This window comes from Caballeronia sp. LZ032 (genome assembly GCF_031451315.1).
GTDB lineage: Bacteria > Pseudomonadota > Gammaproteobacteria > Burkholderiales > Burkholderiaceae > Caballeronia.
The window spans coordinates 113,335-139,468 of the sequence record NZ_JARUXP010000004.1; the positions used below are offsets into that span (position 1 = coordinate 113,335).

Genomic DNA, 26,134 nt, shown 5'->3' on the forward strand with positions numbered 1-26,134 from the left:
ATACAAACAAGGAGACGCCATGAATCGGGCTTCAGGATTCCTGGTCTGGATTGCGCTCGCGCTGCTGGGCGCGTTCGCATTCGGCACCATCGCGCTCGCGCACGGCGAACGCATCAGCGCACTGTGGATCGTCATCGCGGCGGTCTGTGTCTATCTCATCGCTTACCGGCTGTATTCGCGTTTCATTGCGGGCAAGGTGCTGCAACTCGACGGCCTGCGCATGACGCCCGCCGTTCGTCACAACGACGGCCTCGATTACGTTCCCACCAACAAATACGTGCTGTTCGGACATCACTTCGCGGCCATCGCGGGTGCGGGTCCGCTGGTCGGTCCGGTGCTGGCCGCGCAGATGGGCTACACGCCCGGCATGCTGTGGATTCTGGCCGGCGTCGTGTTCGCGGGCGCGGTGCAGGACTTCGTGATCCTGTTCATCTCGACGCGCCGCGACGGACGCTCGCTCGGCGATCTCATCAAGATGGAACTCGGCACCGTGCCGGGCGTGATCGCGCTGTTCGGCACGTTCCTCATCATGGTGATCATTCTCGCGGTGCTTGCGCTGATCGTCGTGAAGGCGCTGACGAATTCGCCGTGGGGCACCTTTACCGTTGCGGCGACGATTCCCATCGCGATTTTCATGGGCCTGTACACGCGCTATATCCGTCCGGGACGGATCGGCGAAGTGTCCATCGTCGGCTTCGTGCTGCTGATGCTCGCGATCACGTTCGGCGGACACGTCGCTGCTTCGCCGGCCATCGCGCCGTGGTTCACGTTCACCGGCACGCAGCTCGTGTGGATCCTGGTCGGCTATGGCTTTATCGCTTCCGTCCTGCCGGTGTGGCTGCTGCTCGCGCCGCGCGACTATCTCTCGACCTTCCTCAAGATCGGCACCATCGTGGGCCTCGCGATCGGCATCCTGATCGTCGCGCCCGAACTGAAGATGCCGGCGTTCACAAAGTTCGTCGACGGCAGCGGTCCGGTGTGGTCGGGCAATCTGTTCCCGTTCCTCTTCATCACGATCGCATGCGGCGCCGTATCGGGTTTTCATGCGCTGATCTCGTCGGGCACGACGCCCAAGATGATCGACAACGAAATCAACATGCGCTTCATCGGCTATGGCGCGATGCTGATGGAATCGTTCGTCGCCATCATGGCGCTGGTCGCCGCCTGCGTGATCGAGCCGGGCATCTACTTCGCGATGAACAGCCCGGCCGCGCTGCTGGGCAGCACGCCGGAAGCGGTCGCGCAGACGGTATCGGGATGGGGCTTCATGCTGACGCCGGACATGCTGACCTCGACGGCGAAGGCGGTGGGCGAGACCACCATCGTCGCGCGGGCCGGCGGCGCGCCGACGCTCGCGGTCGGCATGGCGCACATTCTTCACCAGGTGATCGGCGGCGAGGCGATGATGGCGTTCTGGTATCACTTCGCCATCCTGTTCGAGGCGCTGTTCATCCTGACGGCCGTCGATGCGGGCACCCGTGCCGGCCGCTTCATGCTGCAAGACCTGCTCGGCACGTTCCATCCGGCGCTGCGCCGCACGGAATCGCTGCCGGCCAACCTGATCGCGACGGCGCTGTGCGTGGCCGCCTGGGGTTACTTCCTGTATCAGGGCGTGGTCGATCCGTTCGGCGGCATCAATACGTTGTGGCCGTTGTTCGGCATCTCGAACCAGATGCTCGCGGGTATCGCGTTGATCCTCGGCACTGTTGTGCTGTTCAAGATGAAGCGCGAGCGTTATGCATGGGTGACGCTCGTGCCGGCCGCATGGCTGCTGATCTGCACGCTGACCGCGGGCTGGCAGAAGATCTTCGATGCCAATCCGAAGATCGGTTTCCTCGCTCACGCCGGCAAGCTGCGCGACGCCTACGACGCGGGTAAGGTGATGGCGCCGGCCAAGTCGCTGCCGGAGATGCAGCGGATCATCTTCAATGACTATGTCGATGCGGCGCTTGCGGGCCTGTTCATCTTCGTGGTGTTGAGCATCGCGGTGTACGGCGTGATGGCGGTGCTGCGTGCGCGTCGCGAAGCCCGTCCGACGGTGCGCGAAACGCCGTTCGAGCCGATGCCTTCGGGTGCGGGCGCGGCAGTGCGCTCGGGACATTGAGGACGCGGTGATGTTCGACGATCTTCGACAAGCGGGACGGTATCTCGGCCAGGCAATGCGCCTGATGGTCGGGATGCCGGACTACGATGCCTACGTCACGCACATGCAGGCGACGCATCCTGACCAGGCGGTGATGTCGTATGCGGAGTTTTTTCGCGAGCGGCAGGAAGCGAGGTACGGGACGGGGGCGGGGAAGTGTTGTTGAGGTGAGGGGCTGCTTCGGTGTTGAAGAGAACGCGACGGTGATGAGCCGTCGCGTTTTTGTTTTGCGTCTCTCGCACAATTTATGACGCGCTTGCCACCATAAACGACGAAACAGTTCTCTTAGACTTTGTTCGGAATGGTTCTAATCGGAGTCTTGGAGGAGCAGTTGCAAAGTCTGAGTTTGAACAGCGTAAAACCAGCGAGCCTTGGGCGAGCAAGGACTCTCTCGCCGCTTGAGGAGTTGCGGGGAAGTGTTCTGTTTCATATCGACCCATTCAAACCCGTGAGCCTCGAAGACTGGAACGCGCTCAAAACCAGAAAGCGAAAGAAACGAAAAAAGGCGGATGACTCATCGTCATCCGCCTTCCACTCTGACGAGTACGCAGCCGCCTTAATTCGCCACAGCCGCCGTTTTCGCGCCCTTGTTCTTCTGCATGCGTCCGATCTCTTCCAGCTTGATCTCCACATGCTTCGAGAACACGTATTCAGCCGGGCGCTGCTTGTCGAACGGCAGGTCCTTCGCGAACGCGCCCGTCGTACGCGGACCTCGCAGCGCGATCTTCGCCGCCTTGAGCGGATGCGCCACCGTGTCCATCACGGCCGTCGCTTCGAAGCCGCAGTGGACCATGCAGTCCGCGCACTTCTCGTACTTGCCCGTGCCGTACTTGTCCCAGTCGGTGGTTTCCATCAGCTCCTTGAAGGTCTTCACGTAGCCTTCGCCGACCAGATAGCACGGCTTCTGCCAGCCAAACACCGTGCGCGCCGGGTTGCCCCACGGCGTGCATTCATACGTCTGATTGCCCGCGAGGAAGTCGAGGAACAGCGTCGACTGGCTGAACGACCAGTTCTTGCCGTTGTTGCCGCGCTTGAAAATTTCGCGGAACAGCGTCTTGGTCCTGTCGCGGTTCAGGAAGTGCTGCTGGTCCGGCGCGCGTTCATACGCGTAGCCCGGCGACACCGTGATCCCGTCCACGCCGATCGGGCCCAGCGTGTCGAAGAACTTCGCCACACGTTCCGGCTCGGCGTCGTTGAACAGCGTGCAGTTGATGTTCACGCGGAAGCCACGGCGCTTCGCTTCCTTGATGGCCGCGACCGCCTTGTCATACGTGCCCGGCTGCGACACCGAGTGATCGTGCGCCTCGCGGTCGCCGTCCAGGTGGACGGACCAGACGAAATACGGGCTCGGCTCGTAGTCGTCCATCTTCTTTTCCATCAGCAGCGCGTTCGTGCAGAGATACACGAACTTCTTGCGCGCCATGATGCCCTTGACGATCTGCGGCATTTCCTTGTGCAGCAGCGGCTCGCCGCCTGCAATGGAAACGACCGGCGCGCCGCACTCGTCGACCGCGCCGAGACACTCTTCCAGCGACAGGCGCTGGTTCAGGATCGGATCCGGATAGTCGATCTTGCCGCAGCCGTTACAGGCGAGATTGCAGCGGAACAGCGGTTCGAGCATCAGCGCGAGCGGATAGCGCTTGTTGCGGCTCAAGTGCTGCTTGAAAATGTAGGCGCCGACACGCGCCTTCTGAAGCATGGGAATAGACAATTGCCTGCTCTCCTTATTCTTCGCGAATGGCCGTGGCCGCGACGGCGGCGAGCGGTTGCATGAGCTTCGCGGGGAGTTTGAATTCGACCTTTTCCTCGCGGCCGTTCATCGTCGTGACTTCGACGGGTCCGAACGCGCGCAGGGCATCGATCACATGTTTGACCATTTCTTCAGGCGCCGATGCGCCCGCGGTGATGCCGACTGTCTGCACGTCGGCGAACCATTCCGGCCTGATCTCCGAACCGTCCGCCACGAGGTAGCTCGGCACGCCGCTTTCGGCGCCGATTTCCCGCAGACGGTTCGAATTGGAACTATTGGTGGCGCCCACAACGAGCAACACGTCCACCTGATCCGATAGCTCGCGCACCGCGGCCTGCCGGTTTTGCGTCGCGTAACAGATATCGCGCGTATCCGGCCCGACGATATCCGTAAAACGGCGCTGCAGCGCGTCGATGATGCCGCGCGTGTCGTCCACTGACAGCGTGGTTTGCGTGACGTACGCCACCGGGGTATCGATGTCGAGCGTCAGCTTCTCGACTTCCGCCTCGCTCTGCACCAGCACCACCTTGCCCGGAATCTGGCCGATGGTGCCTTCCACTTCCGGATGTCCGGCGTGGCCGATCAGGATCAGCGTGCGGCCCTGCGAGACATATTGCCGCCCCTGCACGTGAACCTTGGTGACGAGCGGGCAGGTGGCGTCGAGCACGTCGAGACCGCGTGCGTCGGCATCTTTCTCGACGCTGCGCGCCACGCCGTGCGCGCTGAAGATGGCTACCGCGCCGTGAGGCACTTCGTCCAGTTCCTCGACGAAGCGTGCACCCTTGCTGCGCAGATTGTCGACCACATGACGATTGTGAACGATCTCATGACGCACATAGACGGGTGCGCCATGCCGTTCGAGGGCCCGATCGACGATCTCGATCGCACGGACCACGCCCGCACAAAAGCCGCGGGGTTGAGCAAGGATGATACGCATATTCGAACGAACTCCGACTGACGCGGGTTTCGGGGTTGGCCGGCGGCGAGCTCGCATGATTCCGGCGCGCTTTTCCAGCAATTCAGGTTGCGTGACGACTGTTTAACCCGACACTTGACAAACGGCGCAATAACCAAAACAGCAGACCGGAAAAAAAGACATGTTGGGGATGGGTCTGCGCGCCTAAGTTGACCGCGTATTCTAACGCGTTCCCTTTTCGGGCGCTCACTGCCTGCCATGGCCGACGGCGCGCCGCGGCGCACGCAAATACGGCGCTTTTCAGAACCCAGTAGACTGTCGGTCGCTTTCGGTCAGGCGCGGCCGTGCCGGGTGGCGTTTTAAAGCGCATCCACGCGCCGGCCTGCCCCTCGTGCCGGTCGCGCAACGCCCGCGTCGTCCCGTCAGGAGCCGGTTGAAACCGCTCCGCCTTGCTTTTCCCGTTCTTACCCCAGCTAAACACCTGAAACATGCTACTGATTGCCTGGCTGTCCCTCCTGATCTGGCTCGTGCTGCTGTTCGCGCGCGGCGGGTTCTGGCGCGCCGAGCCCGCGCCGGCGTTGTCCGGTACGACCATTCACGCCGTCGGCAGCGCGGAGATCGCGCGGCGCGGCGCGTGGCCGGCGCTCGTCGCGGTGGTGCCGGCGCGCAACGAAGCCGATGTCATCGGCCGCGCGGTCGGCTCGCTGCTCAAGCAGGACTATGCGGGCGCGTTCCACGTGATCGTCGTCGATGACCACAGCACCGACGACACCGCGGGCGTCGCCCTCGCCGCCGCCCGCGATCTCGGGCTCGAAGACCGCCTGACCGTGCTGACCGCGCAGCCGCTGCCGCCGGGCTGGTCGGGCAAGGTGTGGGCGCAGTCGCAGGGCATCGGCGCGATTGATTCGCTCGGGCTGCCCGCCGAATATCTGCTCCTCACCGACGCCGACATCCACCATCCCGCCGATGCCGCCACGCAACTCGTCGCGCGCACGATTCTCGAAGACCGCGATCTGGTGTCGCTGATGGTCCGCCTGCGCTGCGATTCGCTGTGGGAAAAGGCGCTGATTCCGGCCTTCGTGTTCTTCTTTGCGAAGCTTTATCCGTTTGCCTGGGTGAACGACGTGCGCAAGGCCACTTCCGGTGCTGCGGGCGGCTGCATGCTGGTGCGGCGTTCGGCGCTGGCCGAGGCGGGCGGGATCGAATCGATCCGTCAGGAACTGATCGACGATTGCAGTCTCGCCGAGCGCATCAAGCATCGCTTCGGCCGCAACGCCGCGCGTCCGATCCGTCTCGATCTGGCCCAGACCAGCGAATCGCTGCGTCCCTACGACAGCTGGCGCGACGTCTGGAACATGATCGCGCGCACGGCGTTCACGCAGTTGCGTTACTCGCCGTTGCTGCTGATCGGCACGGTGATTGGCATGGTGGTCATCTATCTGGCGCCGCCGCTGCTGTCCCTGGCGATGGGCGCGCGCGCCTGGCCCGCGTGCGTGGCCTGGGCGCTGATGTGCATCGCCTACGGGCCGATGTTGCGTTACTACCGCAGGTCGCTGCTGTGGGCGCCGCTGCTGCCGCTGGTCGCGCTGTTCTATGTCAGCGCGACGATCGGCTCGGCCGTGCGTTACTGGAGCGGGAAGGGCGGGCAGTGGAAGGCGCGGGTGCAGGCGCCGACGCAGGAAGGTTTGTAAATCCCGTATACCGGGCGGCTTCGCGACGAAGCCGCCTTACTTCTTCGTCAGCATGGCGTACAGCTCGACGACCATATTAGGCGAAAACGTGAACGGCACCCAGCCGTGTCCGCCGTGACGCAGGACCAGCAGGCGGTCGCCGTTGGCGTATTTCTGCGTCGCCATGACCGGGTTCTTGGTCGCGGCGAAGCGCCAGCCCGGCGCAATCCCGGCGGGCTGTTCAGGCGTCATCGAGGCGCGCACGTTCGAGAGCTCTTCGATCAGTTCCGATACCCCTTCCGGCCCCAGCTTGACCGTTTTGCCCGCAATCGTCATTTCGATGGCGTCGCGATCCGGCCGCGACACGACGAGCCTCGGCGCTTCGTTCAGCGCGGGCGGTTCAGCGGGTGCGGAGGCGTCGCGGTTCAGCGCGGGCGGTTCGGCGGGAGCGCTGTCGGCGGCTTCGCGGGGTTCGACGGCAGAAGCGGTAACTGAGGCAGAAGCAGAAGCGGAGGCGGTCTGAAGGAGCGTGTCGAGGCTCGACTCCAGCGCGCCGAGCTGGTCGTGTAGGTTCATGCGAATGGTGTCTTTGACTTGCGAGCTTGCGGCGAGGCACCGATTCTACCCGCTCGTCTTTGGCGAGGCCGATGCAGGTTGTAACCAATTGCTCCGAACGTGCGGATAACGCGACACTTTCCGCCGCCACAAAAAACAGGACCGGCGACCCTTTCGGGAGGCCGGTCCAGCGGAAGCGCATCCGCATGACGCGGATACGCCGGCACTGCCTTGATACTGCCTTACTTCGCGCTGGCCGCCTGCTCCAGCGCGGCGTTGAGCGTCTTGCTCGGACGCATGACGGCGGCAAGCTTCTGCTCGTCCGGCTGGTAGTAGCCGCCGATATCCGCTTCCTTGCCCTGCACCGCGTTCAGTTCGTCGATGATCTTCTGCTCGTTGTCAGCAAGCGTCTTCGCGAGCGGCGCAAAGCGTTGAGCCAGTTCGCGATCTTCCGACTGCGATGCCAGTTCCTGCGCCCAGTACATCGCGAGATAGAACTGGCTGCCGCGGTTATCCAACTGGCCGGTTTTCGGCGACGGGCTCTTGTTGTTGTCGAGCAGCTTGCCGGTGGCGGCATCCAGCGCCTTCGCGACGAGCTTCGCACGCGCGTTGTCGTTCTTGATGCCGAGTTCTTCGAGCGACACCGCCAGCGCCAGGAATTCGCCCAGCGAATCCCAGCGCAGGTGGTTTTCCTGCACGAGCTGCTGCACGTGCTTCGGCGCCGAGCCGCCCGCGCCCGTTTCATACAGGCCGCCGCCGGCCATCAGCGGGACGATGGACAGCATCTTCGCGCTGGTGCCGAGTTCCATGATCGGGAACAGGTCGGTGAGGTAGTCGCGCAGGATGTTGCCGGTCACCGAGATGGTGTCCATGCCGCGGATCACGCGTTCGAGCGTGTAACGCATCGCACGCACTTGCGACATGATGTGGATCTCGAGGCCCGTCAGGTCATAGTCCTTGAGGTAGGTCTCGACCTTCTTGATGAGTTCGTTCTCGTGCGGACGATACGGGTCGAGCCAGAACACGGCCGGCATGCCCGAGTTTTTCGCGCGCGTGACGGCGAGCTTGATCCAGTCGCGGATCGGCGCGTCCTTCACGAGGCACATGCGCCAGATGTCGCCCTGTTCCACTTGCTGCGTGAGCGCTTCGATGACTTCGTTCGTCGCGTTGTCGACGATGCGCGCGGTGCCGTCCTGCGGAATCTCGAAGGTCTTGTCGTGCGAGCCGTACTCTTCGGCCTTCTGCGCCATCAGGCCGACGTTCGGCACCGTGCCCATGGTCTTCGGGTCGAACGCGCCGTTGGTCTTGCAGAAGTTGATGATTTCCTGATAGATGCGGGCGAAGGTGCTTTCCGGAATCAGGCACTTCGTGTCTTGCGGACGGCCATCGGCGCCCCACATCTTGCCGCCGGCGCGGATCATCGCGGGCATCGATGCGTCGACGATCACGTCGTTCGGCGCGTGCAGGTTCGAGATGCCCTTGGCCGAATCCACCATGGCCAGCGCCGGACGATGCTCGTGGCACGCGTGCATGTCGCGGATGACTTCGTCGCGCTGCGATTCCGGCAGCGTCTCGATCTTCGAATACAGATCCACGAGACCGTTGTTGACGTTGATGCCGAGTTCCTCGAACAGCTTGGCGTGCTTGGCGAACGCGTCCTTGTAGAACACCTTCACGGCGTGACCGAAGACGATCGGGTGCGACACCTTCATCATGGTCGCCTTTACGTGCAGCGACAGCATCACGCCGGTCTTGCGCGCGTCTTCCATCTGGTCTTCATAGAACTCGACCAGCGCCTTCTTGCTCATGAACATGCTGTCGACGATCTCGCCGTCCTGCAGCTTGACCTTCGGCTTGAGGACGATGGTCTCGCCGCCCTTCGTGACGAGTTCCATGCGGACTTCGCGGGCCTTGTCGTTCGTGATCGACTTTTCGCCGTGATAGAAGTCGCCATGCTTCATGTGCGCGACGTGCGTGCGCGAAGCCATGCTCCACTCGCCCATGCTGTGCGGGTGCTTTTTCGCATAGTTCTTGACGGCGAGCGGCGCGCGGCGGTCCGAATTGCCTTCGCGCAGCACCGGGTTCACCGCCGAGCCGAGACACTTGGAATAGCGCTGGCGAATGGCCTTTTCCTCGTCGTTCTTCGGCTCTTCCGGAAAGTTGGGCAGCTTGTAGCCCTTCGACTGGAGTTCCTTGATCGCGCTCGTCAGCTGATGCTGCGAGGCGCTGATGTTCGGCAGCTTGATGATGTTGGTGTCGTCGAGCTGGGTCAGGCGGCCGAGCTCGGCGAGGTTGTCGGGGACTTTCTGCTCATCGGTCAGGAATTCGGGGAATTCGCCGAGAATGCGGGCCGCGACCGAAATGTCGCTGGTCTCGACATTGACGCCGGCCGGCGCCACGAAAGTACGGATGATCGGCAGAAAGGCGCTGGTTGCGAGCAGCGGAGCTTCGTCGGTCAGGGTATAGATGATGGTGGGTTGCTGATTACTCATCGCTTGTCTCGACATCCGAAAACGGGTTGGAAAAAACCGCCGGCCTGAATGACCCCTCCGGCAACAAACCGCTATTCTGCCTGAAATTGCGTGGCTCGCGTGTGAAAGCAGCCCCGTGAAAACCGCAAAAACAGGCGTTTTTCTTGCTTTATCAACAACTTAACATTTTTCAAGTCTTATAGAAGACCTGCAATGTTTGCCGCCAGCGCCGCGTGCCGGGCCGTTTCACGAAATGATGCGATGCTTCACACCGTGAGATATCCGTTCGTGCGAAACCAGTCGAGCGCGTCCTTCAGTCCCTCGCGGTACGGCCGCGCGCGATAGCCGAGTTCGCTTTCGGCGCGCGCCGAGGTGAAGTACATCTTGTTCTTCGACATACGTAGTGCGTCGACGGTCACCATCGGTTCCTTGCCGCTGAACTTGGCGAACAGTTCCGCGCCGATCGCGACGGGATACAGCGGCCCGCGCGGCAGTTTGATGGTTGGCGGCTTGCGGCCGACGAAACCCGCGATATCCGTGAGCATCTGCTGCAGGGGCAGGTTCTCGCCGCCCAATATGTAGCGCTCGCCGATCCGCCCGCGTTCCAGCGCCAGGAAATGGCCGTTGGCGACGTCATCGACGTGGACGAGATTGAGGCCCGTGTCGACGAAAGCCGGAATCTTGCCCGTCGCCGCTTCCACGATGATGCGCCCGGTCGGCGTGGGACGCACGTCGCGCGGTCCGATCGGCGTGGACGGATTGACGATCACGGCCGGCAACGCGTTCTGCGCGACCATGCGTTCGACCGCGCGTTCCGCCAGCACCTTGCTGCGCTTGTAGGCGCCGATGGTGCTCTGCGGGTTCGAAGGCATGGTTTCGTCGGCGATGGCGCCCGAACTCGTCACCTTGAGCGTCGCGACGCTGCTCGTATAGACGATGCGCTCCACGCCTTCCGCCAGTGCGGCGCGCATTGTGGCCTCGGTGCCTTCGAGATTGGCGCGTTCGATCTCGCTTGGGTCCGGCGCCCAGATGCGGTAATCGGCCGCGACGTGGAACAGGAAGCGCACGTCCTTGAGCGCGGCGCGCATCGAGGCCTCGTCGCGCATGTCGCCGACCACGATTTCCGCGTTCAGCGACTCGACGTTCTTGCGCGGGCTGGTCTTGCGCACGAGCACGCGCACGTCGAAGCCGCGTTCGATGGCGAGCCGCGCAACCGCGGACCCGACGAACCCCGAAGCGCCGGTGACAAGCACGCGGGAGCCGGAAAAATCAGTCATTCTTACCTCGTTGAAAATGCGCCTGCGGCGGTGTTTTGTAACATCTGCCGCGCCGGACAGCAGGCCTTTCGAGCCGCGGAGCCCGATGTGACAAGGCCTTGCGCGGCATGCTATGGTCCGTGCCTGCTACCGGCGCGAGCGTCGCGCAAAACTCGAACATAACCGGTGAACGATGCCTCAAGCCACTCGGAACCTCTCTTCCTGGATCTATTTCGCGATCGGGATCACGCTCGCCGTGGTGTTTGCCATCGACGTGCTGACGCCGATGCGCGTCGCAATCTGGGTGTTCTACATGCTGCCGGTCGTGATGTGCGTCTGGGTGGACCGGCCGTCGGTGCCGATCGTCACCGCGGTGGCTTCCTCGGCGCTGATGATCGCGGGATATGTATTTTCCGTCGCCGATCCAAGCGCCAGCCACGACGTGCTGCAACTCAACCGCGCGATGGGCATTCTCGTGCTGCTCGTGCTTGCGGCGGTGGCGCACCTGTATATCAAATCGCGGCTCGCGGTACAACGCACCGCCTGGCTGCAACAGGGCATCGTGCAGCTCGGCCTGCAATTGCGCGGCGAGCAGTCTCCCGCTTCGATCGGCGTGAGCATCCTGCGTTCGATTGTCCCGTACGTGGATGCGAAGGTCGGCGTGGTCTATGCGCTCGACGGCGACGCGCTGGTGCGGGTCGCAGGCTGGGCGCTGCCGGAAGACGATAGCGCGCCGCGCCGCATTGCGCGCGGCGAGGGGCTGGTCGGCCAGGCGATCATCGAAGGGCGTCCGCTCGAATTGCGCGACGCGTCGTCTCACTATCTGAAAGCCGGCTCGGCGCTGGGCTCGGCGGCGGCGACGCGCGTCGTGATCGCGCCGCTGTTCGCCGACGGCGAGGCGGCGGGCGCGCTGGAACTCGGTTTCGTCGGCAATGAGGGCCGTTTTGACGATGCCCGCGCGCTCCTCGATATGGCGTCGGAGCCGATCGGCATGGCGCTGCGCTCATCGCGCTATCGTGCGCGCCTGGTCGAACTGCTGGAGGAAACGCAGCGCCAGAGCGAGGAATTGCAGGTGCAGCAGGAAGAACTGCGCGTGTCGAACGAGGAACTGGAAGAACGCGGCCGTGCGTTGCAGGATTCGCAGGCGCGGCTCGAACAGCAGCAGGCCGAGCTCGAACAGACCAACGTGCAGCTCGAAGAACATACGCAACATCTGGAGCGGCAGAAGGCGGAACTGTTGCAGGCCCAGCAGGAACTGACGGCCAGCGCACTGGAAATGGAGCGCGCGAGCCAGTACAAGTCGGAATTCCTCGCCAACATGTCGCACGAATTGCGCACGCCGCTCAACAGCTCGCTGATCCTCGCCAAGCTCCTGCAGGACAACAAGCAGGGCAATCTGTCGGACGAACAGGTGCGCTACGCGGCGACCATCCACTCGTCGAACAGCGACCTGCTCGCATTGATCAACGACATTCTGGATTTGTCGAAGGTCGAAGCCGGGCAGATGGACGTGCAGTTCGCGCCCGCCGCCGTCGATTCCATCCTGGATGCGCTCAAGCAATCCTTCATGCCGGTGGCCGGCAGCAAGGGACTGGAGTTTCTCACCGAGCGTGGCGCGGGCGTGCCGGATTACTTCGTCACCGACAGCCAGCGGCTGTTGCAGGTCTTGCGCAATCTGCTGTCGAACGCGTTCAAGTTCACCGAGCGCGGCAGCGTCACGGTCGCGGTGCAGCGTTCGGGCGACAACGCGCTGCGCTTCGAGGTGCGCGACACCGGCATCGGCATTGCGCGCGACAAGCAGGACCTGATCTTCCAGGCGTTCCAGCAGGCCGACGGCACCACGAGCCGCAGATATGGCGGCAGCGGCCTGGGGTTGTCGATCTCGCGGGAGTTCTCGCGTCTGCTGGGCGGTTCCGTAGCGGTATCGAGCGAACTAAGCCGCGGCAGTGTGTTCTCCGTCACCCTGCCGATGACCGCGCGCGAAGGCACCGTCACGGCGAAGCTGGAAACGGCAGGTCCGCTGGGCGAGCCGGAAGCGGCGCTGAATGCGCCGGTTGTCCCCGCGCCCATGCCGGTGTCCATTCCGGCGCCCAATCCGGTGCAACCCGTCGCCACGTTCCCGGAAGCCGTGGGCATCGCCGACGACCGCGCGCTGCGGCGCCATCCCGACCGCGTGATCCTGGTCATCGAAGACGATCAGCCGTTCGCGCACATCCTCTACGATCTGGCGCACGAACTCGAATTCGACTGCGTGCACGCCGCCACCGCGACGCAAGGCGTGGAACTCGCGCGCTCGCTGCAGCCGAACGGCATCCTGCTCGACATCGGCTTGCCGGACCAGTCCGGCCTGACGGTGCTCGAATGGCTCAAGCACGATCCGCTCACGCGCCATATCCCGATTCACATCGTGTCCGCGACGGATCACGCCGATGTCGCGCTGCATCTCGGCGCCATCGGCTACACGCTCAAGCCGAGTGCGCGCGACGATCTCGCCAACGCCATCCGCAAGCTGGAGGCGCGTTCGTCGCAGGGTGTGCGCCGCGTGCTCGTGATCGAGGACGATCCGGCGCTGCGCCAGAGCATCCACGCGCTGCTTGCGAGCGAAACGGTGGCGATCGTCGAAGCAGGCTCGATTGCCGAGGCGCTCGATGAAATGCAGCGCGGCGTGTTCGACTGCATCGTCATGGATCTCGCGCTGCCCGACGGCTCCGGCTATGAACTGCTGGAACGCGTGTCCACGACAGGCGGGGTCGCGGCGCCGCCGGTCATCGTCTACACCGGGCGGCTGCTGTCGCAGGAAGAAGAACAGCGCCTGCGCCGCTATTCGAAATCGATCATCATCAAGGGCGCAAAGTCGCCGGAGCGTCTGCTCGACGAAGTCACGCTGTTCCTGCACAGTGTCGAGAGCGCGCTGCCGCCCGAGCAGCAACGCATGCTGCGCGCGGCGCGCCAGCGCGACGACGTGTTCGAAGGCCGTACCATCCTGCTGGCCGAAGACGACGTGCGCAACATCTTCGCGCTGTCGCGTGTGATCGAGCCGCTGGGCGCGACGCTCGAAATCGCCCGCAACGGCCGCGAGGCGCTCGAGGCGCTGGCGCGCCGCAATGACATCGACCTCGTGCTGATGGACATCATGATGCCGGAGATGGACGGCCTCACCGCGATGACCGAAATCCGCAAGCGCTCGGAGCACGCACGCCTGCCGATCATCGCGCTGACCGCGAAGGCCATGCAGAGCGATCGCCAGAAATGTCTCGAGGCGGGTGCGGACGATTACATATCGAAGCCCATCGACGTGGATAAGCTCGTGTCGTTGTGCCGCGTGTGGTTGCGCCAGCGATGACCGGACCAACCTCTGCAATGAACGACGCCAGGAACGAGGAAGAAGCGACGTTCGACATCGAACTGAAGCTGATTCTGGAAGCGATCTACTTGCGCTATCAGCACGACTTCCGGCATTACTCGGTGAGTTCGCTGAGGCGCCGGCTCGCGCAGGCCGTGCATGATTTCAACGTGCCGACGCTGTCGCATCTGCAGGAGCGCATCCTGCGCGACCCGGCGCTGTTCGCGCGGCTGTTCCAGTACCTGACGGTGCAGGTGAGCGAGATGTTCCGCGACCCGCAATACTTCCGCGCGATCCGCGAGCAGGTCGTGCCAATTTTGCAGACGTATCCGTCCATCAAGGTCTGGGTGGCGGGGTGCAGCAGCGGCGAGGAACTGTGGTCGCTCGCGGTGCTGTTCGCGGAAGAGAAGATCGCCGAGCGCACCGTGTTCTACGCCACCGACATCAACGCCGAGGCGCTGCGCCAGGCGGAAAGCGGCATCTATCCGCTGGAGCGCATGGCGGGCTTCAGCCAGAACTATCTGGCGGCGGGCGGCAAGCGGTCGCTCTCCGACTACTATCACGCGGCTTACGGCGCGGCGAAGTTCTCGCAGGCGCTCAAGTCGCGCGTGGTGTTCGCGGATCACAGTCTCGCCACCGACAGCGTGTTCCTCGAAGCGCATCTGGTGTCGTGCCGCAATGTGCTGATCTACTTCGATCGCGCGCTGCAGGACCGCGCGCTCGGCCTGTTCAGCGACTCGCTCGTGCGGCGCGGGTTTCTCGGTCTCGGCAGCAAGGAGAGCCTGCGCTTTTCGACCCATGCCGATCGTTTCGCGGACTTCAATCCGCGCGAACGGCTCTACCAGAAGGTGTGACGATGTTCGACGCGCAGCGCATCGAAGCGGTCGTGATCGGCGCCTCGGCGGGCGGCGTCGAGGCCTTGAGCCAGTTGTTGCCTGCCTTGCCGGAGACGTTCGCGGCGCCGGTGCTGGTGGTCGTGCATGTGCGTCAGGGACAGCCGAGCCTGTTGCCCGGACTGTTCGCGTCGCGCTGTGCGCTCGAGATCGCGGAGCCGTTCGACAAGGACGAGATCGCACCGGGCCGCGTGTATTTCGCGCCGCCGGGCTATCACATGCTGGTTGAGGCGGAAGGCGGCGCGGCGCCGTCGATCGCCTTGTCGGTGGATCCGCCGGTGCGCTTTTCGCGGCCGTCCGTGGACGTGCTGTTCGAATCGGCGGCGCATGCCTGGCGTGAGCGGCTGCTCGGCATCGTGCTGTCGGGCGCGAACGACGACGGCGCACGCGGTGCGCGCGCCATCCGCGCGGCGGGCGGCGTGTGCTGGGCGCAGGACCCGGTGACGGCCACCGCGCCCGCGATGCCGCAGGCGGCGATCGCCGAGGGCGATGTGAGCGACGTGCTGACGCTGGACCAGATGGCGCTGCGGCTCGCGCAGTGCACGGGCAAGGCGCCGGGAGCGCGTCAATGAGCACATTGATGAATGCGCCAACGAGCGCAGCCAACGACACAGGCAAGGCAAGGAGTCACCCGATGACGCAACCCATCCACGTGCTGATCGTCGACGACATCCGCAACAACATCACGGCGCTCGAGGCATCCCTCGCGCGGCCGGATCTTTCGGTGCTGAAGGCCGAGTCCGGCCCGGCGGCGCTCGAACTGTTGCTGAAGCACGAAGTCGCGCTCGCGATCCTCGACGTCAATATGCCCGGCATGGATGGCTTCGAGCTTGCCGAACTGATGCGCGGCAGCCCGCGCACCGCGCACGTGCCGATCATCTTCCTCACGGCCACGGCGCAGGAAGCGAACCGCACGTTCCGTGGCTACGAAGCGGGCGCGGTGGACTTCCTCTACAAGCCGTTCGACTCGCGCATCCTGAACTCGAAGGTGGATGTGTTCATCCAGATGGAACGGCAGAAGCAGCAGCTGGCGACGCAGCTCGCCACCGTGCAGCAACTGCTCGACGCCAACGAGATGCTGATGGCCGTGCTCGGTCATGACTTGCGCACGCCGCTGTCGGCGGTGATTGCCTCGGCGGAATATCTCGCGCGTTTCGTGCAGGACGAGAATGTCGCCAACATCGGCACGCGCATCAAATCGAGCGGCATGCGCATGGTGCGCATGGTCGATCAGCTGCTGAACCTCGCGCGCCTGCGCGGCGGGCGCGTGACCTTGCAGCCGCGCGCGGTCGAACTCAACACGCTGGCGAAGAACATCGTCGATGAATACGAGGCGCGCGTGGGCAAGGGGCGCATCTTCGTGCTGCGCCAGGGCGACACGCTGCTGCAGGGCGACGGCGATCTCCTCTCGCAAGTGTTCTCGAACCTGATCGGCAATGCGCTCCAGCACGGTCTCGAAGGCTCGGCCATCCAGGTGCGCCTGGACGGCTCCGCCGACAGCGTGAGCATCACCGTACAGAACGCCGGTGCGATCCCCGCCGACGTCCTGCCGACCATCTTCGCGCCGTACCGTTCGGGCCGGCGGCAGAGTGAATCGAGCGGGCTGGGACTCGGGCTCTACATCACGCGAGAGATTGCGGAGATGCACGGCGGCGAGGTGCGCGTGCGTTCGACCAATGACACCGGCACCGTGTTCGAAGTGACCTTGCCGCGCGTGCCGCGTCCGCGCACGGGCGAGAGCCCTGATGTCGCGCAGCCGTTCCGCCTGAGCTGAGCGCCGCTGGTCGGCCGGCCGCGACGCGCGCCGCCGCGCGTGTCTACAATGCGGCCTATGACCAGCAAACAAGGGACAGCGCGATGACCGTTCCAGACCTGGATACGAGAATCGAAACCTATTACGTGCATGTGCGAGGCGTCGTGCAGGGTGTCGGCTTTCGTCATCACACAGTGCGCCGCGCGCATGCGCTCGGCGTGCGCGGCTGGGTTGCCAATCTGGAGGACGGCTCGGTGGAGGCAGTGGTGCAGGGCGCGGCAAATCAGGTCGACCTGATGCTCGAGTGGCTGCGGCGCGGACCGCCGCATGCCCGCGTCACCGAATTCCACAGCGAAGAGCGTCACGTCGAGAAGCGTTACGAACGCTTCGAACAGCACTGAACGCCGCGCTTTCACGCCTCCCGACTGACGTCTCTTAACGCGCCACCAGCAAACTTTCCGCGAACTGCCATTCCTCGTCGAGCCACTGATGCGTGCATTCGAAGCCCGCGTCGGCGGCGATCGGCGCGACTTCGTCGGCCGCGTACTTGTGGCTGCTTTCCGTCCAGATCGTCTCGCCCTCGCGGAACCCGACGCGCAGATCCGCGCCGCGCACCTGCACCGTGAGCGCGCGCTTGGCACGCAGATGCATTTCGATGCTGCGTGCGTCGGGATTGAAGCGCGCGACGTGCTCGAAGGCATCGATCGGGAAATCGCCGTCCAATTCGCGATTGATGCGCGCCAGCATGTTCAGGTTGAACGCGGCGGTGACACCGATGGGATCGTCATAGGCGGAGATCAGGACCGGCAGCGGTTTGATGAGATCGGTGCCGAGCAGGAGCGCGTCGCCGGGCTGGAGCATGCCGCGGATCGAGCACAGGAAGCGCGTCGCCGCGAGCCGCGCGAAATTGCCGATCGTGCTGCCGAGGAACAGCACGAGCAGGCGCTCGCCGTCCTTGCGTTTCGCGCTGACTTCGGAGAGGCCGGCGAGGTAATCGCGCTCGTGTCCGACGATCGACACCCGTTCGATGTCGCCCAGTTCGCGCCGGCACAACTGCAGGGCGGTGCGCGAAATTTCAATCGGATGGTAAGCGGTGGGCTGTTTCTTACACAGCGCTTCGAGGATGCGGCGCGTCTTGCGGCCGCTGCCGCTGCCCAGTTCCGCGACCTGGATGTCGCCCGGCATGGCCGCGACGATGTCGGTGGCGTGGTCTTTCAGCACGCGTTCCTCGGCGCGCGTCACGCCGTATTCGGGCAAGGCGGTGATGACTTCGAAGAGCGCCGAGCCCACTTCGTCATACAGATACATCGACGGCAGTTCTTTCTGCGGCCGCTTGCTGAGACCGGTGTGGACCGCCTCGGCGAAGGCATTGGGAAAACGGGGCGACAGGGCGGGTTGAGTCATGACGTCTCCATTCATGCGGCGTTTTTGTGAGCGCCGTCGCGGGCATCGGCGACGGTGGCGCGGCGTGGGAGTGCGGACGATGCCGCGGATGCTGTGACGTGAACGGGAACGAGCCGGCAGGCTGCCGGTTCGCCAAGGATGACCGGTCGTCGTGACCGGCCGAAGACACATCGGACCGTGTGTGAACCGTCAGAGACACGGCTCGCGCGGCGAGGTTCAAGCCAATTCGAGACACCTTGAGCGTGCGGGACGAGCAACACGCGAAGCAAGAAGCGGGCACGCTGCCGCGCATTTCCGGAGAAGCGTTGGACGGGTAGCAGGTTCCGGCCCGTTTAGAATGCGCCTTTCTCGTCATTCCCGCAGCAATGGCGGGCTTACAACCTTCGGCGCACGGCGCTTCTCTCGATGAATCAGCATGACCTGGGGCGCGGCATCGCGCTCTCCGTGAGCGCGTCGGCGCTGTTCGCGCTCATGTCCGGTTATACAAAGTGGCTCACGCCGCTCGACGGACTCGATATCTTCGCCTGGCGCATCGTCTGGACGCTGCCGGGTGCGTTGGCGCTCGTTGTCCTGCGCCGGCGCTGGCCGCAATTTCGCGCGCTTGCCGCGAAGCTCGTGCGCATGCCGCGATTACTGGCCGCCTTCGTGGTGGCGGCCGCCCTGCTCGGCGTGCAACTGTGGATCTTTCTTTGGGCGCCACTGCACGGGCGCGCGCTCGAGGTGTCGCTTGGCTACTTCCTGCTTCCCCTCGCGATGGTGCTGCTCGGCCGCTTCCATTACGGCGAGCGGCTCGACGCGTTCCAGTGGGCGGGCGTCGCGGCGGCAGCGGTTGGCGTGGCGCACGAGCTTGCCATGACGCATGCGTTCGCCTGGCCGACGCTCGTGGTCATGCTGGGCTATCCGCCTTACTTCATGATCCGGCGCCGGCTCGATGTCGACCCGCTCGTCTCGTTCGCGATGGAGATTCTGTTCATCGCCCCCGTCGCGGTCGTCATGCTGTGCGTGCGTGGTTCGTTCGGCGTGGTTGCGGGCGCGCCGCACCTGTGGCTGCTGCTGCTTCCCGGACTCGGCGCGCTGAGCACGCTGGCGCTGGCTTCGTACCTGCGCGCGAGCCGGCATTTGCCGCTGGCGCTGTTCGGCATTCTTGGTTACGTGGAGCCCGTGCTGCTGGTGGGCGTCGCGGTGCTGTTGCTGGGCGAGCCGTTCTCGGCGGCGCAACTCGGCACTTATATCCCGATCTGGCTCGCGGTCGTGCTGACGGGCATCCACAGCGCGCGGCTGCTGATGCGCGAACGCACGATGCGGCGGATGCTGCCGGTGAGCGAACACCATGCGGGCGTCGAACACGAGACGGTGGCGGAGGAGATCGAGCGCACGGATTGATCAGCGCGTAACGGTGTCTGGCGTATGGATGGCGACGTACAGATCGCGTCGCAGTCCCAGTGCCGACAGCAACTCGACCAGAACGAAGAGCGGTCCGATCAGGAGGCCGACGACGTCATCGACGAAAGCGGGCTTGCGATGTTCGAAGCGCAGATGCCCGACGAACTGCAAGGCCCAGCCCGTCACGAACATGCCGACGCCGATCACCAGCCAGAGCGTCGTGCTCTGCATCGCGACCCAGTGTCCGAACCACGCGCTCGCCGCCGACACCATGCCCATGCCGAAGCCGAGCGGCAGATCGAGCCTGAGATAAAAGAGTGTGGCAAGCGCGAAGAGGATGACGGCGGGCGTCAAGGGAAAGGCGCCGGAGAAGACAGGCCATGCGGGCCGGCTCAGCAATGCGGCGATAGCCAGAACGATGAGCGGAATGCCGATGACATGCGTCGCGACATTGCGCGTGTCGCGATGATAAGCCGCGTACTGCGACAGATGCTCGGTCAGTGTGCGCATGACGGTCGTCTCCCGATGCGGTGAGTTGCCATCATGATAGGCCGCTATGGAGCAAATTTTTGAACCTGCGCTTGCCTCAAGCAAAAAAGCGAGCCCGCAGGCTCGCTTGGATTGAACGCACCGGATGCATGCTCAAGCAGTTATCCGGTGCGCGATGCGCTAATGACGCGGACCTCCCTTACTTCTTTGCCGCGTCGATCTTTGCATCGGCGGCCGCCTTGTTTGCGTCGCTTTGTGCCTCGACTTTTTGCTTGTCGGCCTTTGCCTGAGCTACATCGGCATCCTTGGCGGCGTCCTGTTTCTTCTTGTCTGCCTTGGACTGTGCGGAATGCTTCTTCTTGTTCGCCTTGGCTTGCGCCTTGGCGGCGTCGCCGCGCGCACCGGATGCCTGCTCCGGCGTGGTCGCCTGCGCTACCTTCGCGGCTTCCTTGTTGGCATCGGCTTGTGCCGATGCCTTGTCTTCATTCGCCGATGCCTGAGCCTTCGCGGCATCGTGCTGTGCGTCCGCCTTCTTCTGGTTGGCCGTTGCCTGAGCTTCGGCTTTTTGTTGGTTTGCCTTGAGTTGTGCCTTGCCTGCGTCGGTGGTGGCCGTCTGAGCGAAAACGGTGGTCACGAGCATGGCGGATGCGAGAGCAGCGACGAGTTTCTTCATGGTTTGACACTCCCTGATTCTTTTATGGTGAGCGCGTGGCGTAGTACGCCGCGCTGTCGGACATAACGCCGTGTTGATCGATGGAGTTGACTCGTTTCTCGTGACAAACGGTAACCAGTGGATAGCAAGTGAAACGGCGCCGGTAAGCGCGATTCGCGTGGTCGGCCATTGCGGCTTCGCTTTACCGGACCCATGGCAGAAACTGTTATCCAGGCGGCAAATTCAATTCCATTTGTAACTTCCGATGCTGGTTGGTGATCCATAAGAAGTTGAATGCGCCAAGCAATTTTCCAAGCAAATTTGCTGGAGAAATGCTTGCCGCCCAACTTGTAATTTTTGAAATGCGCGGTTACCAACTGCATCAGTTATTTCTTAGCTGACTGCTTAAGATGACTCCCATCAACCCGGCTAAACGGGAAATGGAGAAGCTCATGAAACGCGCAGCAATTGTGTTCCTGATGATCGGCAGTCTGACGATGGCGGGCCAGGCCTCGGCACATGGACGCGGCGGCTATGGCGGTCATCACGGCGGCGGCGGAAATGGCGGGGCGATCGTCGGTGCATTGATTGGCGGCGCGGTGCTGGGCGCGCTGGTGTCGTCAGTGGCGAACGCGCAACCGGCCTATGCACAACCGGTCTATCAACAGCCCGCGTACGCACAACCGGCCTATGCGCAACCCGTATATGCGCAACCGGCGCAGCCCGCTGGCTACTGCTATGACAACTATCGCGGCGGCTATGTGCCGTGCGGTTATTGAGGCAAGCGTCGGTGCGCCGCTCGCGGTAGTCGGGAAGCACGATTCGCTTGAGGGGAAATTCGCGTCTTCTTTTTCCGAACGATGGAGGACAGCTATCCGCCCGGCGAATTGAACTTCACTTGTGACGGCGCCCGCGCTGACGGGGGGTGGAGGCAATCGGGCTAGCTGGCGGAGTGGGCGAGACGGATCACCAGGGATGCGCGGCACGTCGCTTGCGCTAATGCGAATACGGCTGCAGAGGCAAGAACATCGTCGCAGCCGACACGCAAACTCTGGAGATCCGAAATGAATGCGACTGCGAAGAAGCTGGTGATATCGGCGTTGGTGCTGGGCCTGTCGGGCGGTGCCTATGCTCAGGGAGGCGGAGGTGGCGGCGGTGCGGGCGGCGGCGCCGGCGGAGGGGCGGGTGGCGGTGCTGCTGCGGGCGGTTCGGCGGGCGCGGGTGGCAACGGTTCGGCGGGCGCCGGCTCGGGCGCAGCGGGCAAGGGCGGCGGCGTGGGCATGGGCGGCACCGGCATGGGCGGTTCGTCCGACGGCACGACCGGCACGGGCACGGGCGCCAAGAGCGGCATGGGCAATGACGCGACCAATGGCATGGGCCAGGATCAGGGAACCGTGCAGCGCAGCGCCCCGAACAACGGCAACATGAATTCGGGCGGCATGAAGTCGAACGGCAGCGGCACGCAGAAGGCCTATTGATGGACCGATGAACACGCCCCGATGGGTGCGATCGCCGCGACGTCGACAGGACGTACTTGCGGCATCCGCCTGGCGGCGTTGCTTGAAGCAGGAAGATTGAAGAAAGCGTGAAGCGCCAATGGGGCGCTTTTTTATTTTCCGGCCGCGGATGCCGGTTCGGCCGCTGCGGCCGGCTCGAACGTCCTGGCGCGCAGGCTGACCTTTTCGGCATAGGCGCGCGATCCGCCGTAGCTCTTCAGCGCCGCATCGACATCGCCCTGTGCGGAAGTCATGTAGCCGTGCAGGATCGCCGAACCTGCCTCAATGTTGTCTTCCGGATCGGTCAGGTCGATGTTGCGCACCAGCGACTTGTGGGCCGAGGGCACCACTTGCATGAGCCCGGTTGCGTGGTTCGGTCCGCGGGCGGTTTCCTTGAAACGCGATTCGATGGAAATGATCGCGAGCAACAAGGCGGGCGGAAGCGAATACTTCGATGCCGATGTCATCACCGCCGAGGCGATGGTCTGCGCCTTCTCACGCGCCACGCCGAACTTCTGTGTCAGATATTCCGAAATCTTGTGACTTGCCTGCTCTGACTTCGGGTCCTGCTGAACGGCGGAATCGCCGGCTGCCGGGACAGTCTGCTGCGCGAAGGCAGCGGACGCGCAACTCAGCGCGATGGCGAAGGCCGCAGAGAGGACAAGTTTTCGACGCATCGGATCGGGGAAGTCATGACGGAGCCGCATTATAGCCACATAAAAATTCCTTGTGGATCATGGACTTGTCTTTAATCTGAAGTTTCGTTGCGGGAATCGGAACGATTTACGTCCGCCCGGCTCGCTTGGCGGCCGGGGCCGAGATGCCCTCGCCGGCGTCGGTGGAGAGCCGCAGGAACATCGGCAGGGACGCGAGCACCACCAGCGCGATCACGACAAAACCGCACGCCAGTTGCCAGCGTTCGGTCTGGACGCTGCCCGAAGCCAGCATGGTCGCCTGGATCGTGCCGGACGCCACCGTGACGCCGAGCGCCTTCATCAACTGCTGTGCGGTTCCCTGGAACGACGTGGCGGCGGCCAGGCGCGGTTTTGGCACGTCGGCGAAGGCGAGCGCGCCCATCGTCGCAAAACTGAGCGAGCGGCCGAGGCCGCCGAGCAGCAGGAGCAGGAAGATCGCAGCGGCGGGCCAGGCCTGCGACATCGTCGAACAGGCGAGCAGCACGGCCGCGAAACAGACGCTGCCCGCGCACAGCACCGTGCGCACCGAGAAATGCCGCAGCGCGAGCGCGGTCATCGGGCGCATGCAGAACGAGCCAAGGGCGCTCGCGAAGGTCACGAGGCCGCTGGCCGTCGCGCTGTAGCCGAAGCCGGTCTGCAAGGTCAGCGGGACGAGAAACGGCAGCGCGCCGGCGCCCGCGCGGAACAGGCTGCCGGCGACCGTCGCGGCATGGAAGGTGGGAATGGACAGCAGCGAGAAGTCGATGGCCGGATTCGCCGTCCGGCGGCAATGCAGCACCGTCACGCGAAACAGCAGCAGGCCCGCTGCCATGCAGATCCAGGGCACGCCGTCCGGCAGGACGCCGCGCCCAGCGCTTTCGATCCCGATCATGAACAGACTCAGCGATGCGCCCGACAGCAGCATGCCGCGCAGGTCGGGCGGCGTGCGGCTTTCGGGCGGCGAAGGCGGCAGCAGCTTCCACGTCAGCAACATGCCCGCGATGCCCACCGGCACGTTCACCCAGAAGATGCTGCGCCAGCTGAGGGCATCGGTGAGAAAGCCGCCGAGCGGCGGGCCGAGCAACGGGCCGACGAGCGCGGGCATCGTGAGCCAGGTGGTGGCCTGGAGCAGTTCTTCGCGCTTGACGCCGCGAAACAGGATCAGCCGCCCGACCGGCACCATCATCGCGCCGCCGAGCCCCTGCACGACGCGGGCGGCCAGCAATTGCGGCAGGTTCATCGCGGCCGCGCAGGCTATCGATGCCAGCGTGAACGTCGCGATGGCCCACATGAACACGCGCCGCGCGCCGAAGCGGTCGGCGACCCAGCCGCTGGCGGGAATGAACACCGTCAGCGCGACGAGATAGGCGGTGATGGCGCTGCTGAGATGGACGGGATCGACATGAAGGTCGCGGGCCATGGTCGGCAGCGCCGTCGCGACGATGGTGCCGTCCATGTTCTGCATGAACAGCGCGCTCGCGACCACGGCGGCGGTCAAACGGAAGTTGCGTTCGTTCACGATGCCGCATCCGGAAGAGCGCCGAAGGCGTGTTGCAAGCTTTGCTGACTGACGTCCGTTCGATTCGATAAGGAAAAGGGTCGCATGCCGCACAGTCTAGCGCGATCAGCGCACGGCCGTTTCCGGCCGCCGGGCGTCCTTAATCCGCGATACGCGCCACGCCGGCCACCATCTCCATGAAATGCGGCAAGCCGGGCGTGACGCGGGAAGCGTCCTTCGCTTCGTCGTCCCAGCGACGCAGCGCGAGCGCATCCTGCGCATAGGGTCGGGCGAGGAAGGCGTGCGCGGCTTCATCGTCGAAAACGCCGCCCTGCAATTGCAGGCTGCGTACCGAATCGGCGGAGAGCCGCGCATGATAGGACGCATCAATGGCGCACAGGCAGCGCTTCGCATCGACGTGCAGCCGGATCGGTTCGAGCACGGCATCCGGAAACAGCGGCCGCAGGAAGGGCAGCGCGTAATACTGATGCAGATCGTCGATGCCGCGTTCCGTCGGCGTCTCGCCCTGCTGATTCAGCAGATGGCCGAGGTCATGCAGCAAGGCGGCCACGATCAGTTCGCGGCTCGCGCCGGCCTGTTCGGCGAGCGTCGCGCTTTGCAGGGCGTGCTGTAGTTGCGTGACCGGTTCGCCGCTATAGGCCATGGAACCGTGTGTGTCGAAGAGATGCTGGATGTCGTCAAGCGTAAGTGCCATGGTTGAGCTGAGCGTTGCCGGATCAAACCCGACATCATCGCGTTGCTTCATGACACGACGATGGCGCGCGCTGCAATGCGACAAGGAGCCCGTCCGATGCCGCTCTCGTTTCGCCGCCGTCCCGAACTCGCCGGCCTCAACTTGCGTTCGCGGCGTGAAGTGCGGCGCATCGCGTGGCACTTCGCACAACGGCACTGGACGCTGCATGCGCCGGCCTTCGTGTGGATCCTTTTCGTGCTGATGCACGTGCGCTATCACCTCGTGCCGGAGCGCCGCGAGTATCTTGCGATCACGCTCGTGCTCTTCGTCGTGGCAGTGGTGAACATCCGCCTGCACATCGCGCATTACCTGAAGGCTGCGCGTGCGGTTTTCGACCGCATCGGCAGCGCTTTTCCTGTGAAGTGAAGCGGCGTGCTGCGCTGCCGCATCAACGGCGGGCCCGTGTTAGGATGCTCGGCGACCCGTACCCACCGAACGCACTATGGCCACGCTATACGAAACGCTCGGCGTGAACGAGCAAGCCACCGACGAAGAGATCAAACGCGCGTATCGCAAGGCCGCCATGCGCTGCCATCCGGATCGCAACGTGGGCAACGAAGTCCAAGCCCACGCGCAGTTTCACGAGATCAAGGAAGCCTACGCAATCCTGTCCGATCGCGCCCAGCGCGAGGTGTACGACCGTACGTTCGCGGAAGAGATGCGTCGCTGGGAAGAGCGTGTGCGCCAGGAAGAAGCGGAACGCGCGGCACGCGAAGCCAAGGAACGCGAGGCGCGGGAAGCGCTGTATGCGGAACGCGTGTCGCTGGCGATGCGCTTTGCATCGCTTGGACATAATCGCGATGTTGTATTCGGTGTCCTGCTCGGCGCGCAATGCGATGAACCGGCGGCGCGGCAGATCGCGGACAGTGTGATCGCCCTGCATGAGTCACGTCTGCAGAGCAACGCAGAAATGCTTGAAAAAGAAGAAGCCGGGAAGAACGAAGAGAAAGAGGCGAGTGCCGCTGGCCCGATGAACCCGCTCGGCGCAATGTGGTTCCAGTTCCTGAACAACATGCGCCTTTGAAAGTCATCGC

26 protein-coding genes are annotated in these 26,134 nt (G+C 64.0%); 13 read left to right on the plus strand and 13 right to left on the minus strand.

Annotated features, from left to right (window positions below; all coding sequences use genetic code 11):
• The first annotated feature begins 19 nt into the window (after window positions 1-19).
• Window positions 20-2,104: a carbon starvation CstA family protein gene (locus QCE69_RS28475; RefSeq protein ID WP_309934318.1), complete on the plus strand. Its 2,085-nt coding sequence runs from the start codon at window positions 20-22 to the stop codon at window positions 2,102-2,104.
• A 10-nt stretch (window positions 2,105-2,114) separates the two neighbouring features.
• Entirely contained in the window at window positions 2,115-2,309 is a 195-nt protein-coding gene (locus QCE69_RS28480; RefSeq protein ID WP_309925499.1) for a YbdD/YjiX family protein, read from the plus strand.
• A gap of 390 nt (window positions 2,310-2,699) precedes the next feature.
• On the opposite strand, the gene hpnH is transcribed toward QCE69_RS28480, so the two are convergent.
• The 3 genes from hpnH to QCE69_RS28495 all read right to left on the minus strand — a co-directional run bounded on the left by hpnH (window position 2,700) and on the right by QCE69_RS28495 (window position 5,299).
• Window positions 2,700-3,854 (minus strand): adenosyl-hopene transferase HpnH, encoded by a 1,155-nt coding sequence (gene hpnH / locus QCE69_RS28485; RefSeq protein WP_309934320.1) that lies wholly within the window; start codon window positions 3,852-3,854, stop codon window positions 2,700-2,702.
• Between the two features lie 13 nt (window positions 3,855-3,867).
• Window positions 3,868-4,830 (minus strand): 4-hydroxy-3-methylbut-2-enyl diphosphate reductase, encoded by a 963-nt coding sequence (ispH, locus tag QCE69_RS28490; RefSeq protein WP_309925502.1) that lies wholly within the window; start codon window positions 4,828-4,830, stop codon window positions 3,868-3,870.
• Window positions 4,831-4,912: 82 nt separating this feature from the next.
• Window positions 4,913-5,299, minus strand: coding sequence for a hypothetical protein (locus QCE69_RS28495; protein ID WP_309934321.1), 387 nt, complete (start codon window positions 5,297-5,299; stop codon window positions 4,913-4,915).
• Here QCE69_RS28495 and QCE69_RS28500 point away from each other — a divergent pair.
• Complete coding sequence (locus QCE69_RS28500; protein ID WP_309934322.1) at window positions 5,298-6,500, plus strand: glycosyltransferase; 1,203 nt, start codon at window positions 5,298-5,300, stop codon at window positions 6,498-6,500. The two genes, QCE69_RS28495 and QCE69_RS28500, sit on opposite strands and share 2 nt — an antisense overlap.
• Before the next feature lie 36 nt (window positions 6,501-6,536).
• On the opposite strand, the gene QCE69_RS28505 is transcribed toward QCE69_RS28500, so the two are convergent.
• From QCE69_RS28505 to hpnA, 3 genes are all read right to left on the minus strand, one after another.
• Entirely contained in the window at window positions 6,537-7,055 is a 519-nt protein-coding gene (locus QCE69_RS28505; RefSeq protein ID WP_309934323.1) for a hypothetical protein, read from the minus strand.
• A 221-nt stretch (window positions 7,056-7,276) separates the two neighbouring features.
• Window positions 7,277-9,526 (minus strand): NADP-dependent isocitrate dehydrogenase, encoded by a 2,250-nt coding sequence (locus tag QCE69_RS28510; RefSeq protein ID WP_309925511.1) that lies wholly within the window; start codon window positions 9,524-9,526, stop codon window positions 7,277-7,279.
• Between the two features lie 245 nt (window positions 9,527-9,771).
• Entirely contained in the window at window positions 9,772-10,782 is a 1,011-nt protein-coding gene (hpnA, locus tag QCE69_RS28515) for a hopanoid-associated sugar epimerase (RefSeq protein WP_309934324.1), read from the minus strand.
• A gap of 172 nt (window positions 10,783-10,954) precedes the next feature.
• On the opposite strand from hpnA, the gene QCE69_RS28520 reads away from it, so the two are divergent.
• From QCE69_RS28520 to QCE69_RS28540, 5 genes are all read left to right on the plus strand, one after another.
• Window positions 10,955-14,104 (plus strand): response regulator, encoded by a 3,150-nt coding sequence (locus QCE69_RS28520; RefSeq protein WP_309934327.1) that lies wholly within the window; start codon window positions 10,955-10,957, stop codon window positions 14,102-14,104.
• A gap of 17 nt (window positions 14,105-14,121) precedes the next feature.
• Complete coding sequence (locus QCE69_RS28525) at window positions 14,122-14,958, plus strand: CheR family methyltransferase (RefSeq protein WP_309925516.1); 837 nt, start codon at window positions 14,122-14,124, stop codon at window positions 14,956-14,958.
• Between the two features lie 2 nt (window positions 14,959-14,960).
• The gene (locus QCE69_RS28530) at window positions 14,961-15,569 is read left to right on the plus strand and encodes a chemotaxis protein CheB (RefSeq protein WP_309925517.1); all 609 of its coding nucleotides are present in this window, start codon (window positions 14,961-14,963) and stop codon (window positions 15,567-15,569) included.
• Window positions 15,570-15,631: 62 nt separating this feature from the next.
• Complete coding sequence (locus QCE69_RS28535) at window positions 15,632-16,771, plus strand: hybrid sensor histidine kinase/response regulator (protein WP_309925518.1); 1,140 nt, start codon at window positions 15,632-15,634, stop codon at window positions 16,769-16,771.
• 83 nt (window positions 16,772-16,854) lie between these two features.
• Window positions 16,855-17,151, plus strand: a complete 297-nt coding sequence (locus tag QCE69_RS28540) for an acylphosphatase (protein ID WP_309819147.1) — start codon at window positions 16,855-16,857, stop codon at window positions 17,149-17,151.
• A gap of 34 nt (window positions 17,152-17,185) precedes the next feature.
• On the opposite strand, the gene egtD is transcribed toward QCE69_RS28540, so the two are convergent.
• Window positions 17,186-18,154 carry an L-histidine N(alpha)-methyltransferase gene (gene egtD / locus QCE69_RS28545; RefSeq protein ID WP_309934328.1) on the minus strand — a complete coding sequence of 323 codons (969 nt, stop codon included), beginning with the start codon at window positions 18,152-18,154 and terminating at the stop codon, window positions 17,186-17,188.
• 405 nt (window positions 18,155-18,559) lie between these two features.
• On the opposite strand from egtD, the gene rarD reads away from it, so the two are divergent.
• The gene (rarD, locus tag QCE69_RS28550) at window positions 18,560-19,537 is read left to right on the plus strand and encodes an EamA family transporter RarD (RefSeq protein WP_309925522.1); all 978 of its coding nucleotides are present in this window, start codon (window positions 18,560-18,562) and stop codon (window positions 19,535-19,537) included.
• Here rarD and QCE69_RS28555 read toward each other — a convergent pair whose 3' ends face one another.
• The 3 genes from QCE69_RS28555 to QCE69_RS28565 form a co-directional block, all read right to left on the minus strand.
• Window positions 19,538-20,047 carry an Mpo1-like protein gene (locus QCE69_RS28555; protein WP_309925523.1) on the minus strand — a complete coding sequence of 170 codons (510 nt, stop codon included), beginning with the start codon at window positions 20,045-20,047 and terminating at the stop codon, window positions 19,538-19,540.
• A 178-nt stretch (window positions 20,048-20,225) separates the two neighbouring features.
• Window positions 20,226-20,699, minus strand: a complete 474-nt coding sequence (locus QCE69_RS28560; RefSeq protein WP_309934329.1) for a hypothetical protein — start codon at window positions 20,697-20,699, stop codon at window positions 20,226-20,228.
• Window positions 20,696-21,061 (minus strand): hypothetical protein, encoded by a 366-nt coding sequence (locus tag QCE69_RS28565; protein WP_309934331.1) that lies wholly within the window; start codon window positions 21,059-21,061, stop codon window positions 20,696-20,698. The genes QCE69_RS28560 and QCE69_RS28565 overlap by 4 nt, the downstream gene beginning before the upstream one ends.
• A 69-nt stretch (window positions 21,062-21,130) precedes the next feature.
• Here QCE69_RS28565 and QCE69_RS28570 point away from each other — a divergent pair, with 69 nt between their 5' ends.
• Window positions 21,131-21,457, plus strand: coding sequence for a hypothetical protein (locus QCE69_RS28570; protein WP_309934333.1), 327 nt, complete (start codon window positions 21,131-21,133; stop codon window positions 21,455-21,457).
• Between the two features lie 285 nt (window positions 21,458-21,742).
• Complete coding sequence (locus tag QCE69_RS28575) at window positions 21,743-22,156, plus strand: hypothetical protein (RefSeq protein WP_309934335.1); 414 nt, start codon at window positions 21,743-21,745, stop codon at window positions 22,154-22,156.
• 131 nt (window positions 22,157-22,287) lie between these two features.
• Here the strand turns inward: QCE69_RS28575 and QCE69_RS28580 are convergent, their stop codons facing one another.
• From QCE69_RS28580 to QCE69_RS28590, 3 genes are all read right to left on the minus strand, one after another.
• Window positions 22,288-22,851 carry a transglycosylase SLT domain-containing protein gene (locus QCE69_RS28580; RefSeq protein WP_309934337.1) on the minus strand — a complete coding sequence of 188 codons (564 nt, stop codon included), beginning with the start codon at window positions 22,849-22,851 and terminating at the stop codon, window positions 22,288-22,290.
• Window positions 22,852-22,957: 106 nt separating this feature from the next.
• Window positions 22,958-24,367, minus strand: coding sequence for a DHA2 family efflux MFS transporter permease subunit (locus tag QCE69_RS28585; RefSeq protein WP_309934339.1), 1,410 nt, complete (start codon window positions 24,365-24,367; stop codon window positions 22,958-22,960).
• A 139-nt stretch (window positions 24,368-24,506) separates the two neighbouring features.
• Entirely contained in the window at window positions 24,507-25,061 is a 555-nt protein-coding gene (locus QCE69_RS28590) for a phosphonate degradation HD-domain oxygenase (protein ID WP_309925535.1), read from the minus strand.
• Between the two features lie 96 nt (window positions 25,062-25,157).
• Between QCE69_RS28590 and QCE69_RS28595 the strand changes: the two genes are divergently transcribed.
• Together QCE69_RS28595 and QCE69_RS28600 are read left to right on the plus strand one after the other, a co-directional pair.
• Entirely contained in the window at window positions 25,158-25,466 is a 309-nt protein-coding gene (locus QCE69_RS28595) for a hypothetical protein (protein ID WP_309925537.1), read from the plus strand.
• Window positions 25,467-25,542: 76 nt separating this feature from the next.
• Window positions 25,543-26,124, plus strand: coding sequence for a J domain-containing protein (locus QCE69_RS28600; protein WP_309934340.1), 582 nt, complete (start codon window positions 25,543-25,545; stop codon window positions 26,122-26,124).
• The last annotated feature ends 10 nt before the right edge of the window (window positions 26,125-26,134 follow it).

Excerpts from the sequence above, each read along its gene's own strand:
- QCE69_RS28580 (WP_309934337.1), bottom strand. The coding sequence starts at position 22,851 with ATGCGTCGAAAACTTGTCCTCTCTGCGGCCTTCGCCATCGCGCTGAGT.
- QCE69_RS28595 (WP_309925537.1), top strand. The coding sequence starts at position 25,158 with ATGCCGCTCTCGTTTCGCCGCCGTCCCGAACTCGCCGGCCTCAACTTG.
- QCE69_RS28495 (WP_309934321.1), bottom strand. The coding sequence starts at position 5,299 with ATGTTTCAGGTGTTTAGCTGGGGTAAGAACGGGAAAAGCAAGGCGGAG.
- QCE69_RS28540 (WP_309819147.1), top strand. The coding sequence starts at position 16,855 with ATGACCGTTCCAGACCTGGATACGAGAATCGAAACCTATTACGTGCAT.
- QCE69_RS28520 (WP_309934327.1), top strand. The coding sequence starts at position 10,955 with ATGCCTCAAGCCACTCGGAACCTCTCTTCCTGGATCTATTTCGCGATC.
- QCE69_RS28505 (WP_309934323.1), bottom strand. The coding sequence starts at position 7,055 with ATGAACCTACACGACCAGCTCGGCGCGCTGGAGTCGAGCCTCGACACG.
- QCE69_RS28500 (WP_309934322.1), top strand. The coding sequence starts at position 5,298 with ATGCTACTGATTGCCTGGCTGTCCCTCCTGATCTGGCTCGTGCTGCTG.
- hpnA (WP_309934324.1), bottom strand. The coding sequence starts at position 10,782 with ATGACTGATTTTTCCGGCTCCCGCGTGCTTGTCACCGGCGCTTCGGGG.
- QCE69_RS28535 (WP_309925518.1), top strand. The coding sequence starts at position 15,632 with ATGACGCAACCCATCCACGTGCTGATCGTCGACGACATCCGCAACAAC.
- QCE69_RS28555 (WP_309925523.1), bottom strand. The coding sequence starts at position 20,047 with ATGCGCACACTGACCGAGCATCTGTCGCAGTACGCGGCTTATCATCGC.
- QCE69_RS28565 (WP_309934331.1), bottom strand. The coding sequence starts at position 21,061 with ATGCAGTTGGTAACCGCGCATTTCAAAAATTACAAGTTGGGCGGCAAG.
- QCE69_RS28530 (WP_309925517.1), top strand. The coding sequence starts at position 14,961 with ATGTTCGACGCGCAGCGCATCGAAGCGGTCGTGATCGGCGCCTCGGCG.
- QCE69_RS28510 (WP_309925511.1), bottom strand. The coding sequence starts at position 9,526 with ATGAGTAATCAGCAACCCACCATCATCTATACCCTGACCGACGAAGCT.
- QCE69_RS28590 (WP_309925535.1), bottom strand. The coding sequence starts at position 25,061 with ATGGCACTTACGCTTGACGACATCCAGCATCTCTTCGACACACACGGT.
- QCE69_RS28575 (WP_309934335.1), top strand. The coding sequence starts at position 21,743 with ATGAATGCGACTGCGAAGAAGCTGGTGATATCGGCGTTGGTGCTGGGC.
- QCE69_RS28600 (WP_309934340.1), top strand. The coding sequence starts at position 25,543 with ATGGCCACGCTATACGAAACGCTCGGCGTGAACGAGCAAGCCACCGAC.
- rarD (WP_309925522.1), top strand. The coding sequence starts at position 18,560 with ATGAATCAGCATGACCTGGGGCGCGGCATCGCGCTCTCCGTGAGCGCG.
- QCE69_RS28560 (WP_309934329.1), bottom strand. The coding sequence starts at position 20,699 with ATGAAGAAACTCGTCGCTGCTCTCGCATCCGCCATGCTCGTGACCACC.
- ispH (WP_309925502.1), bottom strand. The coding sequence starts at position 4,830 with ATGCGTATCATCCTTGCTCAACCCCGCGGCTTTTGTGCGGGCGTGGTC.
- QCE69_RS28570 (WP_309934333.1), top strand. The coding sequence starts at position 21,131 with ATGAAACGCGCAGCAATTGTGTTCCTGATGATCGGCAGTCTGACGATG.
- QCE69_RS28475 (WP_309934318.1), top strand. The coding sequence starts at position 20 with ATGAATCGGGCTTCAGGATTCCTGGTCTGGATTGCGCTCGCGCTGCTG.
- egtD (WP_309934328.1), bottom strand. The coding sequence starts at position 18,154 with ATGACTCAACCCGCCCTGTCGCCCCGTTTTCCCAATGCCTTCGCCGAG.
- QCE69_RS28480 (WP_309925499.1), top strand. The coding sequence starts at position 2,115 with ATGTTCGACGATCTTCGACAAGCGGGACGGTATCTCGGCCAGGCAATG.
- QCE69_RS28525 (WP_309925516.1), top strand. The coding sequence starts at position 14,122 with ATGAACGACGCCAGGAACGAGGAAGAAGCGACGTTCGACATCGAACTG.